Source organism: Acinetobacter sp. S4400-12 (assembly GCF_024129495.1).
Taxonomy (GTDB): domain Bacteria; phylum Pseudomonadota; class Gammaproteobacteria; order Pseudomonadales; family Moraxellaceae; genus Acinetobacter; species Acinetobacter lwoffii_C.
The window spans coordinates 1-2574 of sequence record NZ_JAMXYB010000067.1 but is presented as its reverse complement, the minus strand read 5'-3'; the positions used below and the strand labels follow the sequence as shown (position 1 = coordinate 2574).

The 2574-nt window shown below is 47.2% G+C and carries 3 protein-coding genes; all 3 read right to left on the bottom strand.

The window, feature by feature from the left end:
- Nucleotides 1-31 precede the first annotated feature (31 nt).
- The 3 genes from NI461_RS13820 to NI461_RS13810 all read right to left on the bottom strand — a co-directional run bounded on the left by NI461_RS13820 (nucleotide 32) and on the right by NI461_RS13810 (nucleotide 2489).
- The gene (locus NI461_RS13820; protein ID WP_174659633.1) at nucleotides 32-1699 is read right to left on the bottom strand and encodes an IS66 family transposase; all 1668 of its coding nucleotides are present in this window, start codon (nucleotides 1697-1699) and stop codon (nucleotides 32-34) included.
- Between the two features lie 74 nt (nucleotides 1700-1773).
- Nucleotides 1774-2109 carry an IS66 family insertion sequence element accessory protein TnpB gene (tnpB, locus tag NI461_RS13815; RefSeq protein ID WP_167845774.1) on the bottom strand — a complete coding sequence of 112 codons (336 nt, stop codon included), beginning with the start codon at nucleotides 2107-2109 and terminating at the stop codon, nucleotides 1774-1776.
- Nucleotides 2106-2489 (bottom strand): transposase, encoded by a 384-nt coding sequence (locus tag NI461_RS13810; RefSeq protein WP_019836977.1) that lies wholly within the window; start codon nucleotides 2487-2489, stop codon nucleotides 2106-2108. The genes tnpB and NI461_RS13810 overlap by 4 nt, the downstream gene beginning before the upstream one ends.
- Nucleotides 2490-2574 lie beyond the last annotated feature (85 nt).

The following is a 2574-nucleotide window of genomic DNA, read 5'->3' as shown; positions in this document are numbered from 1 at the left end:
GTAAGCGTCCGCTGAACCCCATGCCTATTTTTTAATTTGAGTTGGATTTCCAGCGATGTGGCAGTAATTCTTCTATTTGGGTCGCTTTATGCGTCGGCAGCCTTTTCAGCACATCACTTAAATAGGCATACGGATCCAGCCCATTCAGCTTTGCTGACTGGATTAACGTCATGATGTTTGCCGCTCGCTGACCACTGCGCAGCGAACCTGCAAACAGCCAGTTCTTGCGCCCCAACGCCCAGGGACGCATCTGATTCTCGACCCAATTATTGCAAATAGGTAGATTGCCATCATCCAGATAGCGGCTTAAAGCTGGCCAACGCTTCAGAGTGTAATTGATGGCCTTGGCGGTAGGTGAACTCGATGGCACTGTCAGATGATGTTGGTTGAGCCATTCATATAGTTGTTGCATCACTGGTTGACTATGCTGTTGTCGGTATTCGCGGCGGTCTTCCGCTGTACCATCGGTCTTTTTCCTGAGTTCTGCTTCTATGGCATACAGTTTCTGAATCAGCACTAATGCCTGTTCAGCGACCTGACTTTTTTTGGTCACATGCAGTTCATGGAATTTACGACGCGCATGCGCCATGCAGCCCACCTCAATGACCTGGCCTGATTTAAAGCGTGCTTTATAACCGCTGTAATCATCACAGACCAGATGGCCCTGCCAGTCTTTCAGGAACGCTTCAGCATGCTGACCTGAACGACTATCCTGAAAGTCATAGATCACGGCTTGAACTGGATTGTACTGTGTAGTGGCATAGGCCCAGACATAACCTTTCTTCGGTTTTTTATCATTCTCACCCATCCGCATGATGGTGACCGGCGTTTCATCGGCATGCAGCACCCGCTGTTGCAGCACCACCTGTTTTAAGGCATTGGCCAGAGGTTCCAGTTCCACACCGCAGCGACCAATCCAGTCAGATAAAGTGGATCTGGACAGATCAATGCCAGCCCGCTGATAGATCAGACGTTGACGGTACAGCGGTAAATGATCGGCATACTTCGATACCAGCACATGGCTGAGCAGTTCAGGACTGGCAATACCTTTATCAATCACATAGGCGGGCATCGCTTGCTGAGTCAGGGTGTCGCACTGATCACAGACCCATTTGCCACGTACATGCTGTTCCTTATAGAACTGTGCCGGTCTGAAATGCAGTTTTTCACTGATATCTTCGCCGATACGACGTAACTGGCAGCCACAACTGCATTGGGTTGATGCAGGTTCATGCTCAATACGGATGGTGTGTAGATGATCTGGCAGCAGTCGACGTTTAGGTTTGTTGACTGTGGCTTTCTGTGTCGCTGCATGGGTTTTATCTGCATTTAATCGTTCTAATTCCAGATCAACGGCTGCGATATCTTCTTCGACCGCCTCATCCCACAGATGGATTTGTTTTGCGGTGAGATGTTCGTTTTTACTGCCGAATTTATGCTGTTTAAACAGCGCCAGTTCATGCTCGTATTTTTGATTGAGAATAGAAAGATGCTGAACTTTAGAATCTAATTGCTGATTGGTGACTTCAAGATGTTGAACTTTGGCATCTAATTGTTGATTTGATACTTCCAGATGTTGAACTTGAGCATCTAATTGTTGTTTATCTTCTGCGAGTTGTTGATGCTGCATCGCCAACTGCCGGGTGAATTCCAGCAGTTGTTCATGGGTCAGTTGGCTTAAATCTGGCAGCGTATTCATGACCGCAGTATGCCTGAGGTCATGAGAAGAATGAAATAGAACGTTTGGAGGATGGCAGAATAGCCGAGCTTGGTTTAGAGCATCGTGACCACCTGCTGTCGTCCAATGCGCTGCCAAGGCAAACCCTGGATTAATGCCTGTAACTGTTCCGGGTTGAGAGCTACGCTTTCACCCTGGTGAACTTTAGCCCAGTGGAATTTTCCCTGTTCCAAACGCCTGGCACACAGCCAGATGCCCAGTCCATCATGTACCAGCACTTTCATACGATGGCCACGTTTATTACAGAACAGGTAGGCGCAATGCGGTTTGATTGAGCCAAAGGCTTTCATAATCTGCGCCATGACCGTATCCATCCCTGCTCGCATATCCAGAGGTTGGGTGGAGAGCCAGATTTCATCAATGCGGATCATGTTGCCAGTGCCTTGAGTAATTCTGCCAAGGCAGGTATTTCTGATGTCTGCCATTTTAGCTGAATATCATTATTCGTATGAGGCACGGTGATACACAACGTGATCCTCTCATCAATAGGTTGGCTGATTGCAGCAGTGTAAGGCAAAGCAATAAATGCTGGATTCACATGAGTAGGATCCTGCACGGCACCATCATGATGGCTGAAGATCCTGATCCAACGACTGACAAGGTTGGCATTAATACTATGTTGCAGTGCGACCGAAGCGATCGAGGTATTAGGATTTTTACAGGCATTGACAATACTGAGTTTGAATTCTTTGCTGTACGTTCTGCGTTTTTTAGCAACAGGAGGTGTTGCTGAATATATATCCATGTTCATGGATTAAGTCCCCACTTGTTTTTAGGTGGGAACTAAATTAAGGCTTATAGGATGAATTCAGAAGGTGTGTTCAGCGGACGCTTAC